19 protein-coding genes and 1 pseudogene are annotated in these 18,202 nt (G+C 63.2%); 11 read left to right on the forward strand and 9 right to left on the reverse strand.

The annotated features are described in order from the left end of the window. Window positions 1-1,233 (reverse strand): annotated as a pseudogene (locus BH683_RS14445) (IS256 family transposase); the annotation flags it as partial. Between the two features lie 166 nt (window positions 1,234-1,399). On the opposite strand from BH683_RS14445, the gene BH683_RS14450 reads away from it, so the two are divergent. Both BH683_RS14450 and arr read left to right on the forward strand, forming a co-directional pair. Next, on the forward strand, window positions 1,400-1,825 hold the full coding sequence (locus tag BH683_RS14450; protein ID WP_143696056.1) for a hypothetical protein: 426 nt from the start codon (window positions 1,400-1,402) through the stop codon (window positions 1,823-1,825). 362 nt (window positions 1,826-2,187) lie between these two features. After that, complete coding sequence (gene arr, locus BH683_RS14455) at window positions 2,188-2,616, forward strand: NAD(+)--rifampin ADP-ribosyltransferase (protein WP_084836971.1); 429 nt, start codon at window positions 2,188-2,190, stop codon at window positions 2,614-2,616. A 74-nt stretch (window positions 2,617-2,690) separates the two neighbouring features. On the opposite strand, the gene BH683_RS14460 is transcribed toward arr, so the two are convergent. Continuing rightward, on the reverse strand, window positions 2,691-3,302 hold the full coding sequence (locus BH683_RS14460) for a DUF2231 domain-containing protein (RefSeq protein ID WP_143696057.1): 612 nt from the start codon (window positions 3,300-3,302) through the stop codon (window positions 2,691-2,693). Window positions 3,303-3,670: 368 nt separating this feature from the next. On the opposite strand from BH683_RS14460, the gene BH683_RS14465 reads away from it, so the two are divergent. Together BH683_RS14465 and BH683_RS14470 are read left to right on the forward strand one after the other, a co-directional pair. Next, window positions 3,671-3,988 (forward strand): hypothetical protein, encoded by a 318-nt coding sequence (locus tag BH683_RS14465; protein WP_084836973.1) that lies wholly within the window; start codon window positions 3,671-3,673, stop codon window positions 3,986-3,988. Continuing rightward, window positions 3,985-4,464 carry a hypothetical protein gene (locus BH683_RS14470; RefSeq protein WP_084836974.1) on the forward strand — a complete coding sequence of 160 codons (480 nt, stop codon included), beginning with the start codon at window positions 3,985-3,987 and terminating at the stop codon, window positions 4,462-4,464. Before BH683_RS14465 ends, BH683_RS14470 begins: the two co-directional genes overlap by 4 nt. Before the next feature lie 67 nt (window positions 4,465-4,531). Here BH683_RS14470 and BH683_RS14475 read toward each other — a convergent pair whose 3' ends face one another. Continuing rightward, complete coding sequence (locus BH683_RS14475) at window positions 4,532-5,422, reverse strand: alpha/beta hydrolase (RefSeq protein ID WP_084836975.1); 891 nt, start codon at window positions 5,420-5,422, stop codon at window positions 4,532-4,534. Window positions 5,423-5,546: 124 nt separating this feature from the next. On the opposite strand from BH683_RS14475, the gene BH683_RS14480 reads away from it, so the two are divergent. Next, the gene (locus tag BH683_RS14480) at window positions 5,547-5,759 is read left to right on the forward strand and encodes a zinc-ribbon domain-containing protein (protein ID WP_084837122.1); all 213 of its coding nucleotides are present in this window, start codon (window positions 5,547-5,549) and stop codon (window positions 5,757-5,759) included. On the opposite strand, the gene BH683_RS14485 is transcribed toward BH683_RS14480, so the two are convergent. Next, complete coding sequence (locus tag BH683_RS14485; RefSeq protein WP_143696058.1) at window positions 5,748-5,963, reverse strand: hypothetical protein; 216 nt, start codon at window positions 5,961-5,963, stop codon at window positions 5,748-5,750. The genes BH683_RS14480 and BH683_RS14485 overlap by 12 nt on opposite strands. A gap of 213 nt (window positions 5,964-6,176) precedes the next feature. Here BH683_RS14485 and BH683_RS14490 point away from each other — a divergent pair, with 213 nt between their 5' ends. Next, window positions 6,177-7,517 carry an APC family permease gene (locus tag BH683_RS14490; RefSeq protein WP_084836977.1) on the forward strand — a complete coding sequence of 447 codons (1,341 nt, stop codon included), beginning with the start codon at window positions 6,177-6,179 and terminating at the stop codon, window positions 7,515-7,517. A gap of 82 nt (window positions 7,518-7,599) precedes the next feature. On the opposite strand, the gene BH683_RS14495 is transcribed toward BH683_RS14490, so the two are convergent. Next, window positions 7,600-8,496 carry a helix-turn-helix transcriptional regulator gene (locus BH683_RS14495; protein ID WP_084836978.1) on the reverse strand — a complete coding sequence of 299 codons (897 nt, stop codon included), beginning with the start codon at window positions 8,494-8,496 and terminating at the stop codon, window positions 7,600-7,602. Window positions 8,497-8,622: 126 nt separating this feature from the next. On the opposite strand from BH683_RS14495, the gene BH683_RS14500 reads away from it, so the two are divergent. The 4 genes from BH683_RS14500 (at window position 8,623) to BH683_RS14515 (ending at window position 12,253) form a co-directional block, all read left to right on the forward strand. Next, on the forward strand, window positions 8,623-9,642 hold the full coding sequence (locus BH683_RS14500; protein WP_084837123.1) for a zinc-dependent alcohol dehydrogenase family protein: 1,020 nt from the start codon (window positions 8,623-8,625) through the stop codon (window positions 9,640-9,642). A 34-nt stretch (window positions 9,643-9,676) separates the two neighbouring features. After that, window positions 9,677-10,444, forward strand: coding sequence for a glucose 1-dehydrogenase (locus BH683_RS14505; RefSeq protein ID WP_084836979.1), 768 nt, complete (start codon window positions 9,677-9,679; stop codon window positions 10,442-10,444). 28 nt (window positions 10,445-10,472) lie between these two features. Next, on the forward strand, window positions 10,473-11,087 hold the full coding sequence (locus BH683_RS14510; RefSeq protein ID WP_084836980.1) for a Type 1 glutamine amidotransferase-like domain-containing protein: 615 nt from the start codon (window positions 10,473-10,475) through the stop codon (window positions 11,085-11,087). An 89-nt stretch (window positions 11,088-11,176) separates the two neighbouring features. Next, the gene (locus tag BH683_RS14515; RefSeq protein WP_084836981.1) at window positions 11,177-12,253 is read left to right on the forward strand and encodes an AraC family transcriptional regulator; all 1,077 of its coding nucleotides are present in this window, start codon (window positions 11,177-11,179) and stop codon (window positions 12,251-12,253) included. 2 nt (window positions 12,254-12,255) lie between these two features. On the opposite strand, the gene BH683_RS14520 is transcribed toward BH683_RS14515, so the two are convergent. The 4 genes from BH683_RS14520 to BH683_RS14535 form a co-directional block, all read right to left on the reverse strand. Next, complete coding sequence (locus BH683_RS14520) at window positions 12,256-13,845, reverse strand: NAD(P)/FAD-dependent oxidoreductase (RefSeq protein ID WP_084836982.1); 1,590 nt, start codon at window positions 13,843-13,845, stop codon at window positions 12,256-12,258. Between the two features lie 2 nt (window positions 13,846-13,847). Next, on the reverse strand, window positions 13,848-14,798 hold the full coding sequence (locus tag BH683_RS14525) for an alpha/beta hydrolase (protein ID WP_084837124.1): 951 nt from the start codon (window positions 14,796-14,798) through the stop codon (window positions 13,848-13,850). Window positions 14,799-15,421: 623 nt separating this feature from the next. Further along, window positions 15,422-16,192 carry a thioesterase family protein gene (locus tag BH683_RS14530; RefSeq protein WP_084836983.1) on the reverse strand — a complete coding sequence of 257 codons (771 nt, stop codon included), beginning with the start codon at window positions 16,190-16,192 and terminating at the stop codon, window positions 15,422-15,424. Between the two features lie 66 nt (window positions 16,193-16,258). After that, window positions 16,259-16,531 (reverse strand): hypothetical protein, encoded by a 273-nt coding sequence (locus tag BH683_RS14535; RefSeq protein WP_143696059.1) that lies wholly within the window; start codon window positions 16,529-16,531, stop codon window positions 16,259-16,261. 302 nt (window positions 16,532-16,833) lie between these two features. On the opposite strand from BH683_RS14535, the gene BH683_RS14540 reads away from it, so the two are divergent. Then, the gene (locus tag BH683_RS14540; RefSeq protein ID WP_084836985.1) at window positions 16,834-18,018 is read left to right on the forward strand and encodes an acyl-CoA dehydrogenase family protein; all 1,185 of its coding nucleotides are present in this window, start codon (window positions 16,834-16,836) and stop codon (window positions 18,016-18,018) included. The last annotated feature ends 184 nt before the right edge of the window (window positions 18,019-18,202 follow it).

Consider the following 18,202-nt stretch of genomic DNA (forward strand, 5'->3'; position numbering starts at 1 on the left):
TTGAGAGCGGGTTTCCACCGTGTGATCCATCGTGCCTGACCTTTGCCGGTCGGGTCCAGCGAACGGGTCACCAGGTACAAACATTTGAGCGCGGCCTGCTCGCTGGGGAAATGGCCGCGGGCTTTCACGGCCCGCCGGTAGCGCGCGTTGAGCGACTCAATTGCATTGGTAGAGCATATGACTCGACGTATCTCCGTGTCGTAGTCAAGGAAGGGGATGAACTCCTCCCAAGCGTTGTCCCACAGCCGGATGATCGCCGGGTACCGTTTGCCCCAGTGTTCGGCCAGTTCGTCGAAAGCAGCTCTGGCCGCAGGCTCGCTCGGCGCGGTGTAGATCGGTTTGACATCGCGCTTGAGTGCGTCCCAGTGCTGTCGAGCCGAGAGCCGAAAAGTGTTGCGGATCAGATGCACGACACAGGTTTGGACGGTGGTGGCCGGCCACACATGCTCGACAACCTCCGGCAGGCCCTTGAGACCGTCGCAGACGAGGAAGAACACGTCTCTGGTGCCACGATTGCGGATGTCAGTGAGCACGCTCATCCAGAACTTGGCACCCTCACCGCCCGTGCCGGCCCACAAACCAAGCACGTCGCGGCGCCCGTCCAGGCTCACCCCGATGGCCGCGTAGATCGGCCTGTTCGCGACCTGCCCGTCGCGGATCTTGACCACGATGGCATCGATGAAGATCGCCGCGTAACACCTCATCGAGCGGACGTGCAGACCAATCCTGCATCTCCTCGATCACCTTGTCGGTGATCCGAGAAATCGTCTCCTTCGAGACCGATGCACCGTAGATTTCAGCGAAGTGCGCGCTGATCTCCCCAGTCGTTAACCCTCTGGCGTACAACGATAAAACGATCTCATCAACGCCGTTGAGCCGACGCTGCCGCTTCTTGACGATCTGCGGTTCGAACGTACCTTCGCGGTCTCGGGGGACTTCGATCGGGACCTGCCCGGTCGACTCGGTCAGCACCGTCTTCGACCGAGTGCCGTTGCGGATATTTGTTGATGCCCGATCCGGGTTGGCCTGGTTCTTGTCGTGCCCGAGATGCTCGGTCATCTCCTCGTTCAATGCCGTTTCCAGGACCGTCTTGGTGAACTGCTTGAGCAGCCCATCCGGGCCCGTCAGCGACAGGCCCTGCTCTTTCGCCAAGCGCACGAGCTCCGCTGCCGCCGCCTCCTCGGCCGACGGTGGTGTCGATTTCTTGTTCGTCACATCATCCAGTGTCGTCATGACGGCACCCTTCTCGCCGGGCATTCACCCAGCGTGTCGGGCCGAAACACCGATTAAGAAACACTCCCCCCCACAATCCCTGGCTCACGTCATAGTTGTCGGTATGTCGCGATCAAGAGTAGAGCGGTTTGCGCGCGTTGGCGGCCACATCAGTTGGTGGGTGTTCGTGGTTGCCACCCCCTTCGCCGGCGGGATCAACTGGTGGGCAAGGCATTCAACCATTGCCGCATCATTCGCGGACGACGTGGGATGGACGATGTACACGCCCCTGACCGGGTCGGGCTATGTCGACGTCCAATGGGAGCCGACGTACGACCACTGGTGGCAGTCGCCTGGCATCTACGGCTTCATCGCGTTCGTCGTCGTCGTGATCGCAGCGGTGATCGACGCCTGTGTCGGCGGACGCATTCTCCCCGGAATCATCACCGCGGTGGTGCCCTTCGCGGCGCTGGGTCCATTCGTGCTGGCTACGCCGGACGCCATCGAGGGGGTCGAACCAGACACAATTGTCTCGATGCTGATGGTCATGGTCGCGATAGCGCTCCGTGAGGTGTGGATGCGTGCGGGCCCGCCGGCGCGCGCCCTGCCGTAGTTCGCGCCACGTACGTGCGTACGCGCCAGTTGCAACTGGCGCGTACGCACGTAGCTGGCGCGAATTCACCGGACAGAACGCAAAAGCGGGCGCCGCTGCCGAGGATCCCGGAAAATAGCAACTCCGCAGGATCGAGTATGCGGTGCGACAGTTGAATTCGCTGTCGCATGGCCAGTCTCCACGTGGAAGGCTATCTCGGCCAACAGCTTCGGACTGTTCTCGTCGTCGAATGAAAGCGCGAGATCAGCTTGTCGCTCCTGCTCCCCCTTCATATTACCGCGGGGGTAGGGGCTTGCGGCAAGCCCCCAACTCTCGTCCATACTCGTCCGACGAACATCCGATTGGGGGGCTTGATGGCAGATATGGCTGAAACGCCGGAACGTTTCAAGGTGCACGAATCGGGAGCGTTCTTTCACGGAACCAAAGCCGACCTCCGGGTAGGCGAGTTTCTGGTGCCCGGCCATCGGTCGAATTACCGGCCGGAGCACATGTCGAACTACGTCTACATGACGAAAGTCTTGGACGGTGCGGTACTGGCCGCCGAGATGGCGGTTGGAGACGGTCCATGCCGGGTCTACGTCGTGGAGCCGCAGGACGACGTGGAAGACGATCCCAATGTGACCGACAAGAAATTTCCTGGCAATCCTACGCATTCTTATCGGAGTGGCATGCCGGTAAGAGTTGTCGGGGAGGTATCCGACTGGGTGGGGCATTCTCCGGAATACCTTCGACAATTCCGTGCAGGGCTGGAGGCGCTGGCCAGGCGAGGCGGCAATGTCTTGTATGACTAGTTCGCGCGAACTGAGGCTACTGGGTGGGTCTGCTCGGGTGATCGGCCCGGACCAGGGTGGCCGGGTTCTTCTTCTCACCGCTCACGGAGGACACCGGCGCCCTGGGCATAGGACAAATGCCCGCCGAGCGCACCACCGAGGCCCGCGGTCATCAATCCGACCACGGTCCATGCCAGGCCTGCGCCGCCTGAACTGCGTCGTCGCCACCACGACTGCGCAAAGCAACTGATCCCTACCGAGTTGGCGGCGACGTGCACGAGCGCGACGCGTCTCTGGGGGACGTCCAAAGTGGTGTACTCCACCAGCCCGGTCATCGACGCAGGAACTGCTGCCGCGATGCCGAACGCCAACAGACGTCGAGCGGCGGTGCTCTGGCCGGTGAGGTCGAGAACCGGGACTGCCATCCAGGCCCCGATCGGGACCGTCACCATGATGGGGTGCAGCGGATGCCCCAGCCATCGGCCGCGCAAGAATCGCGACGCCGGTCTCGGTACTGCCCTCTCGAGCAGGACGGCCAACGTGCCCGCGGGTGCGTCGACGATCGACAGCTTTTCGGCCAACAGCAGGGTGCGGGCCGGAAGCCGTGCCATGTCGTTGGTCGGCAGCTCCCCAGCGGCGGCGGGGTCGCGTTCGGTGGCGCCGTCGTCAATAGACCCGTTTGCTCTCTTCGGTGGTGGTGTTGTCATGTTCTCCGGTTCCGTCCCGTGTGCGCGTGCGCGAAGAATGCCCGGAGGGTATTCGTTCAAACCCCTCCGAACTTCGTCCTCCCGCCGGGCCTCACGGACCCGCACGACTGGCGCCCGCCAGTCCCCACCTCTTGTCGCGACGGAAGGAGCGCTCGTCGAATACCTCAGTGCGCCCAGTCATGATGTGCGGCAGCATTTTCAAGGAAAATATTCTCTTGCCCGAGGTCTTGCGGGGCGCGGGTACAAGTGCTAAAACGTCTTCTGCACAGTGATTGGTAGCCCGCCAACCGCAGCGGGCCCAGAGTTAGAGGAGGTGGGTCGCTGTGCTTCGGTTCGATCGTGTGGGTTCCACCGAAAGCGCGAGGAGCATGCGCAAGTCATCCCACAAGCCAACCGATACGACGCGAGCTGAAGCCGCGGCGGTGAAGGCCGCCGCTGTTGCCAACGCTCTGCTGCTGATGGTTGGCGTTCAGATCATTCTCGACAGTTCGGTCGGCACCATCGCTGTGACCACACTGATGATGGTCGCATTGATGGCCGGTGCATTCCGTGCCCTGGGCCGACTCGCCGACCCCGAAACCGTCTTCGCAGCGGCCGAACTGGGGACCACAAAGCACTCGGCCGACTCCCGCGAGACATTCCATGACGTCACAACGGCTTCGCGGGATCTGGGAGTTCTCCGATGAAGACAGTCGACGACGTTGCCGACGTGTGGTTCACCGAGGAACTCGCGCGGTGGCTGCCCACCCACACGTCTGGTGTAGACGATGTGACCAAGTGGGCGTGGGACGACGAGCACCGTATCTGGTTGACCACCGTGTCGACACATTCCACCGCACAACCCGACAGTGATCCCGCCGAACGCAGGGTGTATCCCGCACTACTTCTGGAGAATGCGGTACGCACGGTCAGAGACGCCACCGGACACGATCCGTTCGGCTGGGACATCGGGGAGGTGGTGTCCAACCCCGGCCCGCCCGATGACTACTTACCCGTGCTCGGCCGCGGCCGAGCAGTCATCAACGGCCGGTTGTACCTGGCCACCACGATCCAGGTCGACAGCAGCATGTTCGCCGCCACGGTCCTCGACGGGCGGTGGATCGGCGCTCTGCAACCGCGCAGTCGCCACCACCCCAAGTTAAGCGTGCAGTACGCGACTTGAGACCCCGCGGGATGAGATGTGTGCCTGCACCAGTCGCGCGGTCACGGACCGCGCCCGTGTATCTCGCCTACCCCGCCCACGCGGGATGCTCAGGCGACAGGGCAAGCATGGCGGCAGCGACTTGGTCAGCGTGGGCGTGCCGCAGGGCGGTACCCATCTCGTCGAGGACAAGCAGTCGCGCCGCGGGTATCTCGGCGGCAAGTGCCTCGCCGTTGCCGAGTGGGAAGAACGGATCGGCGCGACCGTGCACGACAAGCGTGGGTAGGTGGAGCTCACCAAGACGCTCTCGCCAGCGCGGAGCGCAATCGATTCGGGAGAACACCATGCCGAGCTGGTTCGCCCGGTGCACCGCAGGATCCGTCGACGTCGTCCGATCCCAGATGCGGAGGGCTGTGGCCCGCGCCTCTTCCGGGTCGCCGCCCACCTCTTCGGCACCCTCGGCCGCGAAGACCGCAACGGCATCTCGGTCCGTCCAATCCGGCATCGGCCGGGAGAACATCGCGGCCATGAGCGTCGGGTCGTGGTCGGGCAAGTCTTCGTCGACAGGTGCGGGAGCGACCAGCCGGGTGCCGACAAGTGTCAAAGCCGAGAACACCTCCGGGTGATCCAGGGCCGCGACCTGCGCAACCATTCCACCCACCCCGACCCCACCGAGCAGCGCGGTCTGAGCGCCGAGTTCCTTGACGAGCGCGGCTGCGTCGGCGGCCAGATCTCGCAGGTTGTACGGCGGGTTCTCCGGGTCGAGTGTGGTCGACGTACCGGAATCGCGCAGGTCATATCGGACCACGCGCCGACCGCCGTCCGCGAGCCGTTCGCACAACGTGTCAGGCCAAGACATCATCGTGGTGCCGCCGACCAGCAGCACCAACTGATCGTCGTCGCGGCCGAAGGTCTCGATACCGAGATCCACACCATTTGCTCGTACCGAGGTCGTCGCCGCTCCATACCGTCTGCTCATGCTCGGGCTCCTGCCTGTTGCCACATCCACAGGTATCGACGACGCAACCACCCGAAAGTCATCGGTGCACCCAACGTTGTCACGCATTCCGATCAAAGACGGACCGGATCCCTATGCTGGCTGTGTGCTCCTGTTCTTCGGTTATGGCGTCAAGCGGCAACACATCGGCTCCGGCGGCGTTCGAGCATGCGCTCGCTGCCACAACACCACTCAATGGGCGCGGATGCGCGAGTTCAAGCAGTTCACGGTGTTCTTTGTCCCCATCGCGCGCTGGAAGCGTCGTCACTTCGAACAGTGCGGCATCTGCGGTGCTGCAGTGGAAACGTCAGAGCGGTAACGACCCGACTGTGAGCGTCAACACGACGACCACAGTCGCCAGGATCGCGGCAATGGCGACGACCCCACCCCAGTCAGCCCACAACAGGTCCTGCTCGACCGATGGGGCCGAGTCACCAGCCTCGTCGTGGCCCGTCCGCACCTGAGTTGCGCTCCATCCAGAATCACCTGGCGCATCTCGGTCGAGTTCACCCACACCAGACATCAAGCCTCCCAGCCATCATCGTTCATCCAGACCGTCAGTGCCGGCGTGATAGTAACCAGCCACCCAACTCTCAAACCCGGTGGACGACACGGGTAGGTTTCGTTCCCGGCGCAGCGGCTACACCTACCGGCGACGATCGCTGAGGACACAGCTGATCCTGTCCGACACCGATCAGCCCCACGCCCAACGGGCCTGCACCACCGGGAGACGCCAATGACGGCCGCAGCCAATTCTTCGGATACCCAGGCGAGTGGCGCAGAACCTCCCTCGAAACTGAAGCGGAAGATCACCGGTCCCCTGCTCTTCTTCTTCATTCTGGGCGACGTACTCGGAGCCGGCATCTACGCGCTGATGGGCGTTCTCTCCGAAGAAGTCGGTGGCGCACTGTGGGCACCACTCATCGTTGCGCTTCTGCTCGCTCTGCTCACTGCAGGTTCTTACGCCGAGTTGGTGACGAAGTATCCACAGGCCGGTGGCGCGGCCGTCTTTGCCGCTCGCGCCTACAAGTGGCCGATCGTGTCGTTCCTCGTGGGGTTCTGCATGCTCGCCGCCGGGGTGACCAGCGCGGCCGGACTCGCGCTCGCATTCTCCGGCGAGTACCTGACGACTTTCATCGACGTACCCGCCGTCCCGGCCGCGATGGTGTTCCTCGTACTGGTCGCGTGTCTCAACGCGAGAGGTATCAGCGAGTCGGTACGAAGCAATGTCGCGATGACGGTCATCGAGCTGAGCGGGTTGGTCGTCGTCATCGTCGTCGTCGCGGTCATGCTCGGCGACGGTAACGGGGACGTCTCCAGGGTGGGCGACTTCCCGGACGGGTCCACCCCTGCGCTCGCGATCCTGAGCGGGGCGATCATCGCCTACTACTCGTTCGTCGGGTTCGAGACCTCGGCGAATGTCGCCGAGGAGATCCGCAACCCGAGCCGGGTGTATCCCCTGGCGCTCTTCGGGTCCCTGATCGCGGCCGGAGTTGTCTACGTCTTGGTCGGTCTGGCGAGCTCCGTCGCACTGCCGTCGGCTGAATTGTCCGAGTCGTCGGGACCTCTGCTCGCGGTGGTCGGCGCGTCCGGCGTCGGGATACCTGACTGGGTCTTCAGTGCAATCGCCCTCGTAGCAGTCGCCAACGGCGCTCTGCTGACCATGATCATGGCGAGCCGACTGGCCTTCGGTATGACCGAGAACAAGCTGTTGCCGAGCGCACTGGGCAAGGTGTTGCCCCACCGAGGCACCCCGTGGGCTGCGATTGTCGCGACGACGGTCGTGGCCATGCTGCTCACGATCACCGGAGACTTGTCGACGCTGGCCGAGACGGTGGTGTTGCTCCTACTGTTCGTCTTCATCTCGACCAACATCGCTGTTCTGGTCCTGCGGCGCGATCCGGTGCAGCACAAACACTTCCGCATCCCGACAGTCGTACCGATTCTCGGGGTCGCCTCGTGCGTGCTGCTGCTCACGCAGCAGAGTGCCCAGGTGTGGATGTTCGGTGGTCTTCTCGTCGCCATCGGCGTGGTGTTGCACGTCGCTTCCACCTGGGTGCGTCACCGCGCGACCTGATCGCTGCAGGGGCCGTCGCCCCGACCAACTCATTCCGAAAGCGCGTGCCGCTCTCGATGCGGGCTGCGTACGTTGTCGGTATTCACTCCGTGGCGCGGTGCGACTCCGATCGGCGTTGAATCCCGACGTGGTCTGCGGCCCATGAGCCGAGCAGTCGGAGTTGCTCGGCGCTCGGCGATCCGGGTTCTGCGGTGTACACCATGAGAATCGAGCCCGGGTCTGCGGTGATGACGAGTTCCTCGTACGCCAGACTCACCTCACCGACAACGGGATGGTTGAAGCGTTTGATGCCCGAACCGTGCGTCCGCACATTGTGGGCGCCCCACAACGTACGGAAAACATCACTGCGCGTCGATAATTCACCGACCAGATCCTGCAACCCCTTGTCGAAGGGGTCGCGGCCTGCTTCGGCCCGCATGATCGAGACACACATCTCGGCGAACAGGTCCCACTTCGGATAAAAGTCGCGCGAGGCCGGGTCGAGGAACTGGAACCGGGCGAGGTTGGGCGTGCGCCCGCCATCGCCGAGGACGGGCGAATAGAAGGCTTTCCCGAGTTCGTTCGTTGCCAACAGATCCTGGCGCTGGTTGCGGACAAACGCGACGCCATCAGTGATGGAATCAAGTGCCCACTGCAAACTCAGCCGCGGCGCAGCGGATTTGGAAGTGCGCCGCCGCGGCCGGCCCGACGTCGGGATGCCGTCGGCAGCACGAGCCAAATCGAGCAGATGCGCCCGTTCGGTGTCGTCGAGCTGCAGAGCACGGGCAATCGAATCCAGCACTGACGCCGACGCGCCCGCGATGGTGCCCCGCTCGAGCCGGGCGTAGTACTCCACACTGACCCCGGCCAGGTTGGCGACCTCACTTCGCCGCAGGCCTGGGACCCGGCGATTGGGTCCCGTCTGCAATCCGGCCGCCTCCGGTGTCACATTGGCGCGGCGCGACATCAAGAACTCACGTACCTCGGCCTTGTTGTCCATGCATCCCAGCGTAGGTCCGCCCGCGCAATCGAGGGATGCCCTGGCAATACACCCCTTGGCAGTGACTCCCCCAGCCCAGAGGGAACTGGTTTCGTGAAGGAACAGCACTCGATGAAGGAGAACTACGTGCGTGGAGTAATTCTGAGCAAGCCCGGTGTCGTGCAGGTCAGCGACCGAGACGATCCGGTGATCATCGAACCGACCGACGCAATCATCAAGATCGCCGCGACCTGTGTATGCGGGTCCGATCTGTGGCCCTACCGAGGTGACGATCCGGCCGAGCACGTTCCGATGGGTCACGAGTACGTCGGTACTGTGACAGCGATCGGCGACGCGGTGAAAAACGTGGCAATAGGCGACTTCGTTGTCGGATCATTCTTTGCCTCCGACAACACCTGTGAGATCTGCCGGGCCGGCTACCAATCGCGGTGCGTCCACGCCCAGATCATGGGCGAGATCGGGACCCAAGCCGAATACGCCCGCATACCGCTGGCCGACGGGACCCTCGTAGCCACCCCGGGACAGCCCGATGCGGACTTGATCCCGTCGCTGCTCGCGGCGTCCGACGTCCTGGGCACCGGCTGGTTTGCCGCTGTGGCGGCCGAGGCGGGACCGGGCAAGACGGTCGCCGTTGTCGGCGACGGCGCCGTGGGGCTGCTCGGAGTGCTTGCTGCCGAGCAGCTCGGCGCGCAACGCATCATCGCCATGAGCCGCCACGCCGACCGCCAGCAGTTGGCCCTCGACTTCGGAGCCACCGACATCGTGGAAGAACGTGGTGACGACGGCGTTGCGAAGATCAAGGAACTCACCGACGGTCTGGGCGCCCACTCGGTCATCGAAGCCGTCGGCACCCAGGAATCGATGATGCAGGCCATTCGCTCGACCCGCCCGGGAGGCCACCTGGGGTACGTCGGGGTCTCCCACGACGTACAACTCGCGGGACTCGAGCTGTTCTTCTCCGGCATCCACCTGCACGGTGGGCCTGCCCCCGTGCGCCGGTTCCTCCCCGAACTCATCGAGCTCATCTGGAACCGCACCATCGATCCCGGCAAAGTCTTCGACCTCACCCTCCCTCTCGAGCAGGCGGCCGAGGGCTACAAGGCGATGGACGAGCGCCGCGCCACGAAAGTTCTGCTGACCATCTGACCCGGCTCGATTCGACTCGCAGAGAGGACAACCCATGAACAGCAACGAATTCGTCGGAAAGGTCGCGTTCATCACCGGCGCAGGCAGCGGGATCGGTCGCGCCACCGCGCTGGCATTCGGCGCCGCCGGAGCCCACGTCGTGGCCACCGACATCAACAGCGACAGTGCACAAGCCACCGCCGACCTCGTCGAGCACGAGGGCGGTCGAGCACTGGGACTGTGCTGCGACGTGACCCGCAGCGATGACATCACGGCGGCACTGACCGCGACGGTCGACACGTTCGGGCGTCTCGACATCGCGTTCAACAACGCCGGCATCGAGCAACCCGTCGCGCCTCTTGCCGACATCAGCGAAGACAGCTGGAACCGCGTCGTCGCCGTCAACCTCACCAGCGTCTTTCTGTGCATGCTGCACCAGATACCACTGCTGCTGCAGACGGGAGGAGGCGCGATCATCAACACCTCGTCCGGTGCCGGCGTCATCGGAATCCGAGGCCAAAGCGCTTATACTGCAGTCAAACACGGCGTGATCGGCATGACGAAGTCCGCCGCCCTCGATTATGCCGCGGCCGGGATTCGCGTCAACGCCATCTGCCCAGGCATCATCGAAACCCCCATGATGGACCGGTTCTCCGGCGGTACCGCCGAGGGACGGGCACGTGTCACCGCCCAAGAACCCGTCGGCCGGATGGGACGACCAGAAGAAATCGCCTCCGCCGTCCAATGGCTCGCCTCAGACCTCGGCGCATTCACCACCGGCCACGCCCTCGTCATCGACGGCGGACAGACCGTCGGCCTATGACCCACCACGCGCGTGACAGGCTGTTGCCGTGGCCGAACTCTTGTTGGTGAGCCGATGGTTGTCCGCGGTTCCGGGTTTCCTGACACCCAAGGTCGGGCCTGGCGCCCGGGTCGGATTCGTCCCGACCGCGTCGTCGATCTACGACGATCGCGCCTGGGTCGATCTCGACCGGACAACCCTTCACGAGCAGGGCTGGTCGACGGTCGAACTGGACATCGAAGCAATGACATCGGCCGACATGGAGAGGGCTCTGACAACCGTTGACGCGGTCTTTGTTTCCGGGGGCAATGTGTTCCACCTGCTCGCGGCGATGCGGCGCACCGGATTCGCCGACATGCTGACAACACATGTGCAGGCAGGTCTCCCCTACATCGGCGCCAGTGCCGGTGCCTGCGTGATCGGTGCCGACATCGAACCACTCGGCCTGCTCGACGACCCGACAGAGGCACGTGGACTGGACTCCACGATCGGGCTCGGCTGGATCGACGAGGTCATCGTGCCGCACGCCGACGGCATTGTTTCCGGGCCCGCGGTCGTCGATGAGGTCGTTCGCCTCTACGGCAAGCGATTTGCTCTGCGTCTGATCGCCGATGACCAGGCAGTGCTCGTCTCCGGTTCCGCAGTGTCGATCGTCTCATCCTGACCGCGAGACCGATCACCGGCGTGGACGCTGACGGTTGCTTCGCACACCCCGCATCGTGATACTGGTCACATACACCGGGGACCTGCTAGATGAGCGAAGCTGTCATCGGTCATTCGCGTGTCGACGGCCATGCTCACCGCGTCTTCGCGGCGACGACCGACCCGTGGGATCACCCGCGGACGACGGTCGGGGTGTCTCTGATCTGCGATTGGGCTGCCCGCCGCGGCGCCGGCCCGACCGCGTTGCTGGTTGGTACCGGGATCAGCGCCGAGGCATTGGCCGATGCCGAGTACCTGATCGAGGCCCAGCAAGAGATGGCCGTCATCCGCAACTTCCTGACCACCTTCGACAACCTGCCGGGCTTGGGCGTCGAGGTCGGCCGGGATTATCACCTGACGGCATACGGATACTACGGCTACCTACTCATGACGTGCTCGGTCGTGTCCGACATGGTCCGCCTGGGTCTTCGGTACTCTCCACTGACCTTTGCATTCTCGACGATCCATGGCGAGTTCCGACCCGGTGACCGGTGGGCGCTCACGTTGCGAACAGACAACGTTCCCGACGACATCGCCTGTTTCGTGGTGGAACGTGACATCAGCGCCAGCCTGCAGATGCAGCGCGAACTCTTTGCGCACACCACCGAAAACCCGCTGCAGGAGGTTCATTTCGAGCACGAAGCACCACCGCCTGACGCGCTCGCCCGGCACGAGAGAGTGTTCGGAGTCCCGGTTCTGTTCGATCAGGATCGCACGGAGCTGATCTTCGACGAGGACTACCTCGATTGGCAGCTGCCGATGGCGAACGAACACACCGAAGCCGTGATGGTGGACCATTGCGAACGAATCCGCGCCGAACGCATCCGCGCCGGTGGGATCGCGAGCCGGGTGCGCTCGCATCTGATGACCCTGCCCACCCTCGACCACACGCTCGACGAATGCGCGGCCGAACTGCAGTACTCCAGTCGAACTCTCCGGCGGTGCCTGACCCGCGAGGGGACCTCCTACCGGGAGATACACGACGACACGCGCCGCAGCGTCGCGCACGACCTCCTGCGGGACACATCGCTTCCCCGCACCCAGATCGCAGAGCGGCTGGGCTACCGCGACTGGTCCAGCTTCACCCGGGCGATGCGGCGTTGGGGTGATCCGCAGCGGCCGAGCTGACGTCAGGCGGTGATCTCGAAGCCGTGGTAATCCGCGACGGCGACACCGTCGCAGATTTGCTTGTACACATCGACGCCGGCCACGAACGGTAGAAAGACCTGTCGCTTCCCGGGCACGTTGGCGCCCATGTACCAGGATGCAGCCTGCGGGAACAGGGTCATGTCCGCGGTGTCGTTGGTGATGTCGACCCAACCGTTCTCTGCCTGCACGTCAGGCTCGATGCGACGCTGACCTCGAGCACGCATCACCTCGAGCACGTCGGCGATCCAATCGACATGCTGCTCGATGGAGGTGAGCATGTTCGACAGCACGGACGGACTCTGCGGACCGGTGATGGTGAACAGATTGGGTAGTCCTGCCACCATCAGCCCGAGGTACGTTCGGGGCCCTTCCGACCACTTCTCCCTCAGCGTCACCTCACCATTCCGGATGTCGATTGCCTGCAGGGCGCCGGTCATCGCGTCGAAGCCGGTGGCGAAGATGATCACGTCGAACTCGCGCTCGGTGTTCCCGGCGAGAATGCCGTGGGCCGTGACCCTGTGGAGGGGATCCTCCCGCAAGTCGACCAGCGTGACGTAGTCTTGGTTGTACACCTCGAAGTATCCGGTGTCGACGCACATACGTTTTGTTGCAATGGGATACGTGGTGGGTATCAACTTCTCGGCGAGAACCGGATCGTTCACCTTGTCACGGATCCGGTCAGCGACGAAGTCAGCCGCCGCCTTATTCACCGCCGGGTCCTGCACCAGATCCAGAAACGACTGCTGATAGCACAGTCCGCCATCAGTCCACCGACGGGACAGTTCCGTGATCACCTCGTCGGGGCTGTACTCGTCGAAGAACTTCGGTTCCGGCTCGGCGCAGTGCGCACCCCCACGCGTGACCTTGCTCTCGGCACGGAACTCGCGATACCGCGACTTCACCTCGGCCAGCTCGTCATCGATCTCGCGGTTGAAAGCCGGGATCGCAAACACCGGGGTTCGCTGAAAAACCGTGAGCTGCGCGACATCCGGAGCAATGGCGGTGATGGTCTGCAACCCCGACGACCCCGTACCGACAACAGCTACTCTTTTGCCCGCCAGGTCGACGCCGCCCTCGGGCCAGTCCCATGTCCAATAGATGTCGCCGTCGAAGTCCTCGACTCCATCGATGTCGGGTTGGGTCGGTACGGACAGGCATCCGGTCGCGGCGATGACGAATCGTGCAGTGCGATCGACACCGTCGTCGGCACGAACGGTCCAACGACAAGAGTTTTCGTCGAAATCGAGTCCGGTCACGCGCGTCCCGAAGACGATGTCCTTCCTCAGGTCGTGCTTCGCTGCAACATGCCGGATATAGGCGAGGAGTTCGGGTTGAGCCGCGTAGCGTTCGGACCAGTTCCACTCCTGCTCCAGCTCCGGGTCGAACGAGTACGAGTACTCGATCGACTCGATGTCGCAGCGGGCGCCCGGGTAACGGTTCCAATACCAGGTGCCTCCCACCTCAGGACCTGCTTCGAGGATGGTGGCGTCGAAGCCCAGTTCGCGGAGTTTGTGCAGCTGATACAGCCCTGAGAACCCCGCGCCGATGATGACGACGTCGTGATCGACCATGTCTATCCACCGCTTCCGTTGTCGACGAGAAACTTTCCGATGTGCTCGGCAACGAGTTCGATGCCCGTGGTGTAGCCGGGGAACATGTTGGCCATCTGGAAGTAGGCGTGCATCTGTCCGGAGGCCTCCTCGAGCGTCACCGGAACCCCGGCCGCTTTCAACGCTTCGGCATAGGCGACACCCTCGTCGTGAAGCGGATCGAACTCGGCGACGTAAACCAACGCCGGGGGCAGCCCGGCCAGACTGTCGGCCCGTATGGGCGAGGCATCGGGATTCGTACGCTGGTCCGGGTCTTCGAGGTAGTGACCCCAGAACCAAGCCATGGTGTCCCTGCTGAGCAGTAGTTGATTCTCGGGCGCGTGGTAGGAGGCGCGATCAAGGTCGCAGTCCGTGACCGGGTACACCAAGACCTGATATCCGATGGTGGGACCTCCGCGGTCGCGGGCCCACCGAGTCAACACTGCGGCTATGTTGCCGCCGGCACTGTCACCGCAGACGATCAACGGCACGTCGGCGGAGGCGAGGTCGCCGGCATTGTCCGCGACCCAGGACAGGCCGAGCCAACTGTCTTCGATGGCAGTCGGAAACGGATGCTCGGGTGCCTTGCGGTAATTGACCAGCACCACGGTCGACTGGGTCCGGTTCGCCAGGTCACGCGCCAGATGGTCGTACTGCAGGTCGATATCGCCGATCACCCACCCTCCCCCGTGGAAGTAGACGATGAGCGACCGCGAAGCGCCCTCGGGGATGATCGCGCGCACTCGGATCGTGTCGCCGTCCGGCGTGTCGAGGCGCGCGTTCCGGACCTCGTCGACATCGGGGCCACGTCCGCTCATACCGGCGAAGACCATTCCGGACATCCGCGCGATCGCAGGTGTGCCTTCATGTACCGGCGGCGTTCGCGTCGCCGCCATCTCAGCGAGGAATCCCTGGCTGACCTCATCCAATGGCATGTACATCGCCTCTCGACGTGACTAGATCGTGGTCCACACAACCTAGGATCTGTCGGCATCGATACCTATCGCAGTCGCGGCCAACTTCGCGACAGTTGCGGCCATGGCGGTGTGCTCGTAGTCGGCGTAACCGCCACAACATCATCTCCACGAATGAGCCTCACGCGAAAATACTCTTGCCTTTGATATTTATTCGAGAATCGTTCGAAATTGCCTATTACATTGTGAATGCTGCCTCATTCGTGGTATCTCTGATACAGAGAAACGCAGGATGTTTCATCGAAACACACGGCATTCGGCGGGCGCTGAACCGGGATCTCAGCGCCACTCTCCATTGTCCTCCGGGCCCATCAGCGTCAGCGGGTCCGCCGGAGAAGCTGGACGAATACATCTGTCCCGAAGCGTAATAGGTGACTTGTCCGCATCAATTCCACATCAATGGTCGAGGAAGGACCACAATGCTATCTGCGATTTCCTACTTCATCGAGTCCATAGACAATGCCCTCTGGGACATCGCCGAGGCCATCGTCACCGGCAGCGACGCGTAGTTCAGCGCAGGGTGGCCGTCACAAAGTCCTGTGGCGGCCACACTGCGTGCACCTGTCGATGAACGCGACGCGTGATCAGAAAGGCCGAATGGTCAATATCTGCGACTGGGTCCCGATCGGACCGACCACGTCATGCAGGATACTACTGGTCACGCCGACCCCGTCCGGCCCGAATGACACCGACGTGTCGAAGCCGATCCATCGACTCGTGGGTTGCCGGAAGAAGTGCGCCGTGAGATCGAGGTTGGGGTAAGCGACTTCACGAGGATCAGCGCGTACCGCCATTCCGTTCGCGATGTCGAGCAGTCCCGCGACGGAGGCCAGCGCGCTGACCTGCTCATCGACGACCAGCGGGTGCGTGGTCCGAACCCAATAGACAGCCCGACCGGTATCGACCTGTTTGCGCCGGACCTCGACCGAGGCGATGAAACCGCCCGGCCATACGCTTGAAGGATCCCAGGCCTCCAACGCCTCAGGGGGCTCAATGGACACGAGCGGCGTACCGGCGTGCGCGTCCGTATCCCCCGGTCGCATCAACCATGCGCGCAGTCGGACTATGGCACGTCCGTCATGACCGAGTACAGCCTCCACCAACTCGATCGTTCGCCCTCCCCGAATGACGGCGACCGTTACGTCACAGGGCGCGAGCGGCACCGTCCCGAGGATGTCGTAGGACAGTCGGCCGATGACGAGCCCGTCGTCTCGCCGGGCGTCGCGATCGGTTTCGACGGCATGAACCAGCAGCCCCAGCGCAGGCGCGATGTGCTGCTCCTCGTGGTGCCAAGCACCACCGACGTGGGTGGTGGGACGAAAGGTATCGGCGTCGAGCCGTTCGAAATAAGGCATCAGCCGCCACTCTCTTCAGTTAGTCTTGATTAACCGAAGTCAGTGTAGACGACGCCGCGAGGTGAGCTAATCGAGCCACCGAAGCAGGAACGCCAGACCGATCACCGCGATCACGACCAACAGGCTCAACAGCGCCAGCAGCAACCCGCCGAGGACGACGCCCGCAACAAAGACCACCGACCCGATGGCAAGGGTGAAGGAGGCTGCGAGCGCGATGGTCGCAGTCACATCTGGTTCGTCCCGGCCGTTGAATGCGCTCGGCTGCGACGTCCACATGTCAGGTGGCGCTGACGGCTCCACCGTGCGCGGGTCTACCGAATCATCTTCACGAGAATGCATGTGGTGTCCCCGGACCTCGTATCCCGCATCCGTCCCTCCGGACAGATGTGCAGGAACGTCTCGATCACAATGCGTGGCAATATCTTACGTCGACGAGTAGCGGAAAGCTCATGCGTTGACAGCATGGTGTATCCGAGATCGTGACGGCGTCGCGATTGGTTCTGCACAACCCGCGGCGCCCGGCTCATGTCCTCCGCGGCGGCTGGGTGTCAACCGCGAAACCAGAATAGGCTGCTCTCGCGCGCCGCACAAGAGTCGCAGGCGGCACCGATGTACACCACCCCACTCGACCGAGGAGCGCCATGACTCACAGGCCATCCCAGCCTCGCACCGATTCGCCTCGCCATCTGACCGAAGATCGACTGGCAATCCGCGACCTGGCCCGTGATTTCGCGATGAAGGAGGTACTTCCGACAGCGAATGAACTCGACCCGGTCAAAGGCACCATTCCAGAAACGCTCAAGCAGTCGATGGCGGAGATCGGGTTCTTCGGAATCATGATCCCCGAGGAGTTCGGTGGCCTGGGTCTGGGAGTCTTCGAATACTGTCTGGTGGCCGAAGAATTGTCCCGGGCCTGGATGAGCGTGAGCGGTCTGCTCGCTCGCGGTAACGGCATGGGCGGCGGTTTCACACCCGCGCAGGAGGCAGACCTACTTCCCCGCGTTGCACGCGGCGAGTACCTCGGCGCCTATGCTCTGTCGGAGGCCGACGCCGGGTCCGACGTCGCCAACATCGCCTGCAGGGCCATCCGCGACGGTGACGACTGGGTCGTCACCGGCACGAAGATGTGGTGCACGTATGCCTACGAGGCCGACTACATGGTCCTCTTCGCCAGAACAGATCCGGTCAAGGATCCCGCCAAACCCCACCGAGGCATCAGCGCATTCTTGATCGACAAGCAGCGCAACGACTTTCCCGAGGGCATCTCGGGCACCAAGATCCGCAAGATCGGTTACTTCGGTTGGGATACCTGGGAGTTGGCCTTCGACAATTTCCGGATTCCGAAAGACCGGTTGCTGGGAGAAGAGGGCAAGGGCTTTTACCTCGCAGTGTCCGGGCTCGAGGTCGGCCGCGCCCACACCGCCGCCCGTGCGATCGGGCTGGCTCGCGGCGCACTGGAGGATTCCATCGCGTACATGCATGCTCGACGGCAATTTGGACACCCCCTCGCCGACTTCCAGTACCTGCGGTTCAAGATCGCCAAGATGGCGGCGGACATCGAGGCAGCTCGTCAATTGATGTACTCCGTTGCGACCGACATCGACACCGGCCGACGCTGCTCGCTGGAGGCATCGATGTGCAAACTCGTCGCCACCGAGATGGCGGAACAGGTAACCAGTGAAGCCGTCCAGATCCACGGCGGCGCGGGCTACACCACCGACTTCCAGGTCGAACGATATTGGCGCGATGCGCGTTTGACCAAGATTTTCGAAGGCACCAGCGAAATACAGATGCGCATCATCTCCGACGAACTCCTCGGACGGTAGCAAGGTTCGCGGGGGGGGGTGGCTCGCCACGTCGTCCAGTTGTTCAGGTCGTCCAGACGTCCGGCTCCACGCTGAGCACATCGCGTCAATTGATGTTGCGGTGTTTGTTCCCGAAGGTCGTGGGTATTCCGATCTCGACTGGTTGCTCCAGAATGCGGTGGTCTGTCTACGAGCACTGCCTGCA

Origin of the sequence: Williamsia sp. 1138 (genome assembly GCF_002095435.2) — a bacterium.
Taxonomy (GTDB): Bacteria; Actinomycetota; Actinomycetes; order Mycobacteriales; family Mycobacteriaceae; genus Williamsia.